This window comes from Promicromonospora kroppenstedtii DSM 19349 (assembly GCF_000515355.1).
Classification (GTDB): Bacteria; Actinomycetota; Actinomycetes; order Actinomycetales; family Cellulomonadaceae; genus Promicromonospora; species Promicromonospora kroppenstedtii.
Window position 1 is genome coordinate 7,075 of the sequence record NZ_KI911731.1, and the last position, 4,457, is coordinate 11,531.

Annotated in this window: 5 protein-coding genes; 1 reads left to right on the forward strand and 4 read right to left on the reverse strand. The window is 70.6% G+C overall.

Annotated elements, in window-relative coordinates; all coding sequences use genetic code 11:
- The 4 genes from PROKR_RS21820 to PROKR_RS21835 form a co-directional block, all read right to left on the reverse strand.
- On the reverse strand, positions 1-837 hold an 837-nt coding region (locus tag PROKR_RS21820; RefSeq protein WP_036967401.1), incomplete at its 3' end, for a DUF8034 domain-containing protein.
- A 4-nt stretch (positions 838-841) separates the two neighbouring features.
- Positions 842-1,711 carry a carbohydrate ABC transporter permease gene (locus tag PROKR_RS21825; protein WP_051433231.1) on the reverse strand — a complete coding sequence of 290 codons (870 nt, stop codon included), beginning with the start codon at positions 1,709-1,711 and terminating at the stop codon, positions 842-844.
- Complete coding sequence (locus PROKR_RS21830; protein WP_051433232.1) at positions 1,711-2,637, reverse strand: carbohydrate ABC transporter permease; 927 nt, start codon at positions 2,635-2,637, stop codon at positions 1,711-1,713. Before PROKR_RS21830 ends, PROKR_RS21825 begins: the two co-directional genes overlap by 1 nt.
- Before the next feature lie 26 nt (positions 2,638-2,663).
- Positions 2,664-3,923: an ABC transporter substrate-binding protein gene (locus PROKR_RS21835; protein ID WP_036967403.1), complete on the reverse strand. Its 1,260-nt coding sequence runs from the start codon at positions 3,921-3,923 to the stop codon at positions 2,664-2,666.
- A 147-nt stretch (positions 3,924-4,070) separates the two neighbouring features.
- Here PROKR_RS21835 and PROKR_RS21840 point away from each other — a divergent pair.
- Positions 4,071-4,457, forward strand: a 387-nt coding sequence (locus PROKR_RS21840) for a helix-turn-helix transcriptional regulator (protein WP_036967406.1), incomplete at its 3' end; no start/stop codon positions are given.

Here is a 4,457-nt window from a genome sequence, read left to right on the forward strand (position 1 = left end):
GACGGCGCCGTCGGGCGCCACGTTGTCGGGCATGAGCCCGCCCGCCGCGGCGGCCCGCTCGCGCCAGCCGCCGACGTACTGCGCCACCCACTCGGCCGACGCGGGGTCGCCGTCGTACAGCCAGGCGTTGGTGACCAGGGACGTGGCCGCGAGGTTGACGGCGGTGTCGCCTGCGGCGCGACGCTGCATCTCGTCGCCCATGAGCTGGGCCTTGGCGGGGTCCTCCAGGTCGGACCAGCGCGTGATGCCCGGCAGCCCGTGCAGCGGGAGGCCGTAGGCCGCCATGTAGTCGAGCGAGGCCGGATAGGTGAGCCACTCGGGGCCCAGGCCGGGCAGCGGCCCGCGGGCCCCGTTGTGCGGCGCGGTGACGATGTTGCGTGCCGGGTCGTAGTTGCCGTGGGCCGGGTCGGTGTACAGCCGGGCGAACCGCCGGGCGCGCTCGGCGAACCGCTCGTCGCCCGGGTCGGCGGCGCACAGGCCGTAGAAGAAGAGGAGCGACTCGCCCTGGTGGAACCAGTCGTACCCGTTCTCGTACCCGCCGGTGAGCATGCCCGCTTCGGTGAGCTGCGCGGTCACGCCCTCGAAGTGTTGCTTGGCGGCGTCGAGCACGTCGTCGCTGCCGCCCAGGGCGTAGAAGGCCGGCCAGTTGAAGAACGGCTCGTAGAGGTCGTCCACGCCGTCGCGGTGCTCGAACCCGCCCGCGTGCAGGATGCGGCCGTCAGGGCCGCAGTAGCGCGACTCGAACAGGCGCCAGGCCTCCTCGGTCGCGTCGAACAGGCGTCGTTCGAGCACCGCCCAGGCGGGCACCTCGGTCAAGGGGGTCGTGGGGATCCGCATCGCCTCAGCCCTTCGTCGCCCCGGCGACCAGGCCGCCGATGATGTGCCGCTGCATGAGGACGAAGAACAGGATCGCGGGGGTCACCGCGAGCAGCAGCGTGGGGAAGACCGTGGTGTAGTCCGTCGAGAACTCGCCGACCGCCGCGTACACGCCGGTGGTCACCGTGTAGATGCCGGAGCCGGGGCCCAGGATGATCTGCGGGCTCACGAAGTCGTTCCAGACGCTGATCGAGTTGAGCACCACGATCGTGGCCACCACGGGCCGCATGATCGGGAAGATGCAGGCCCAGAAAGCCCGGATCTTGCCCGCGCCGTCCAGCGCGGCGGCCTCGTCGATGTCCCGCGGCACGGTGCGCAGGTAGGCGGCGAACAGGAAGATCGTGACCGGCAGCGTGGCTGCCGTCTCGAACAGGATGAAGCCGGGGATCGTGTTGATCAGGCCCAGCACGCGCAGCACGAACACGACGGGGATCAGCGTCACCTGGCCCGGGATGAACAGCCCGGAGACGAACAGGAGCAGCAGCCCCAGGTGCCACTTGGACCGGCCGCGCGCGATCACGTACGCCACCGGCGCGGCCAGCGCGATGCCGAACACGTTGACCAGCGCCACGAACAGCAGCGTGACACCGTACGCGCGCACCACGTTGAACTTCTCGCTGGTCAGCGCGGCCTGCAGGTACTCCAGGCTGAACGTGTCGGGACCGATCGCCAGGGGCGAGGAGATGATCGCCTCCTGCGGCTTGAAGGCGTTGATCACCATGATGTAGAGCGGCACGAGCATGACCAGGGCGGCCGCGCCGAGCAGCGCCCACTTGAGCACGGTGCCCACGCCGGGGGCACGCAGCCGGCGCCGTGGGGTCGGGTATCTGCGCATCAGTCGGCCACCTTCTGCTCCGCGCCGCGCCGGGCGAACGTCACCGCGAGGCCGAGCACGGCCGTGACCAGCAGCAGGATCACGGACTGCGCCGCGCCGAACCCGAGCTCGGACTGCGCGAACGAGTCCCGCAGGATCTGGTAGACGATCGTCTGGGTGGACCCGGCGGGGCCGCCGTCGGTCAGGGCCAGCACGATGTCGTACACCTTGAGCAGCCCCACGAGCGTGAGCACCAGGTTCACGGTGAACACGGGGGCGATCAGCGGCAGCGTCACGTTGCGGAACTGCTGCCACTTCGAGGCGCCGTCCACGGTGGCGGCCTCGTAGTACTCGGGTGGCACGGACTTGATGCCGGCCAGGAACAGGATCATGTTGAAGCCGAAGTGCGACCACACGATCGTGAGGATCACGCTCGCCTTGGCGAACACGACCTCCGTGAGGAACGGGACCGGCGGCGCGCCGAGGTGACCGAGCAGGCCGTTGACGGCGCCCTCCGGCGCCAGCATGGCCGACCAGAGGAACCCGATGATCAGCGCGCTGATGATGTACGGGTAGAAGAAGATCGTGCGCATCAGCGTGTTCGCCCGGCCGGAGCCCGAGATGAGGGCCGCGATCGTGAGCCCGACGCCGTTGCACAGCACCGTGCCGAAGAACGCCACGACGGCGGTGAAGATCGCGGCGTCGACCGTGCGGGGGTTGCGGAACGCCTCGGCGTAGTTGTCGAGCCCGATGAACGTGAAGTTCAGGCTGTAGCCGTTCCAGTCGGTCAGGCTCAGCACGAACGCGAGGAACATCGGGACGATGAACATCGCCAGGAACACCAGGACGGCGGGGCCGCCCATGACGATCCCGGGGAGGCGGTCGCGCCACACCCGCGCCGCCGGGCGGCGGCGGGGGTGCGGCACGACGGTGAGCGTGTCTGCCATGTCGGTCACCTGTCAGCTAGCGGGGGTCAGCCGATGGTCGCGGCGAACCAGTCGTCCATGGCCTTCTCGACGTCGGCGGCGTCGGTGCCGCCGATGAGGGCCTGGGTCTGGGCGTTGATCTCGTCGGAGTAGCCGGTGGGCAGGGTGCGCTCGCCGTAGCCCTGGCCGGTCGGGGTGTAGGCCTCGGCGGGGGTGTCGGCCACGATCTGCTGCAGCTCCTGGCCCAGCTCGTCCATCTCGTACTCGTAGCCGTCGCGGAAGTTGCCGTCGACCTCGAGCTGGTCGGCCACCGCGGTCTGGTCGGTCACCAGGAACTCGACGAGCTTGGCCGCCGCGTCCGTGTCCTCGCTGGTCTTCAGGATCGAGTACGGGCTGGCGATGTTGGCGCCCATCGCGGGGGTCGCGACGCCGTCGGCCGCGGGGGCGGCGAAGACGCCGATCTCGGCCTTCTCCTCGGCCTTGGCCTCGGTGCCGGCGAACCAGCTGCCCATCGGGTAGATCGCGCTCTTGCCGGACAGGAAGGCCTGCTCGGCGTCGGGATACTTGATGCCCAGGGCGTCCTTGGGCACGTAGCCGTCGGCCACCCAGCCCGCGTACGTCTCCACGGCCGGGCCGTACGTCTCGGCGAAGGTCGCCTCGCCGGCGCTCATGCGCGCGAACCAGTCCGGGTCCTCACCCACGACCGTGGGCAGGCCCAGGGTCTGCAGCGAGTGGCTGGTCATCCAGTCGCCGCCGGTCTGGATCGGCGTCCAGCCCGCGTCCTTCAGCTTGCCGAGCGCGGCGGTGAGCTCCTCGACGGTCGCGGGCGCCTGAGTGATCCCCGCCTCCTCGAAGGCGGTCTTGTTGTAGAACCACAGGCTCTGCAGCTGGAAGCCGATGCCCGCCATGTAGTACTTGCCGTCGATCGAGTACTGGTCGGCGAGCGGGCCGCTCGTGGCCCAGTCGTACTGCGACAGGTCCACCAGCTCGGGCGCCAGGTCGACCGAGGGCGGCAGCGACTGCACGACGTCGGGCGCGTCGCCCGCGGTCAGCAGCCGGGGGAGCGCGGCCGCCACACCCTCGGCGCCCGGGTTCTGCACGACGACGTCGATCCCGGGGTTGGCCTCCTCGAACGGTGCGACGAGGTCGTTCCAGAACTCCTCGGTGAGGTTGGGCGTGACGTTGACGAGCAGGCTCAGCTCGGTGGTGCCGCCGGCGCTGTCGCCGCTGTCCCCGGCGCAGCCGGTCAGGGCGAGGGCGGCCACCGTGAGCGTGCCCACGCTCGCGAGGTTGCGGTGCTTGATCATCGTTGATCCTCTCGGGGGTGCCGCGGGACGCTGCTGTGCGTGACCCACGACGTGTGCGGTACGGCTAGGGAGTGACGTCTCAGGGAGGCTAATCGATAATCGTTGGGTTGGGAAGTGCGTCTTCCTCCGGCCGCGTAGGCTCACCGGGTGAACCGGACCGACCGCCTCTACGCGATCGTCGAGGAGCTGCGAGCCGTGGCCCCGCGCCCGCGGAGCGCGTCCTGGCTCGCGGACCGGTTCGAGGTCAGCCGCCGCACCATCGAGCGCGACATCGGCGCGCTGCAGCAGACCGGGGTTCCGGTCTGGGCGGAGCCGGGCCGCACCGGGGGTTACTGCCTCGACCGGGCCAGGACGCTCCCGCCGGTCAACTTCAGCCCTGCCGAGGCGGTCTCCGTCGCGGTGGCGCTGGGCGGCCTGGCCGGTACGCCGTTCGCGCCGGCGGGGTCGACGGCGCTCCGCAAGATCCTCGCGGCCATGCGCGACGACGACGCGACCGCCGCCCACGACCTCGCCGCCCGCGTGCACCTGCTCGGG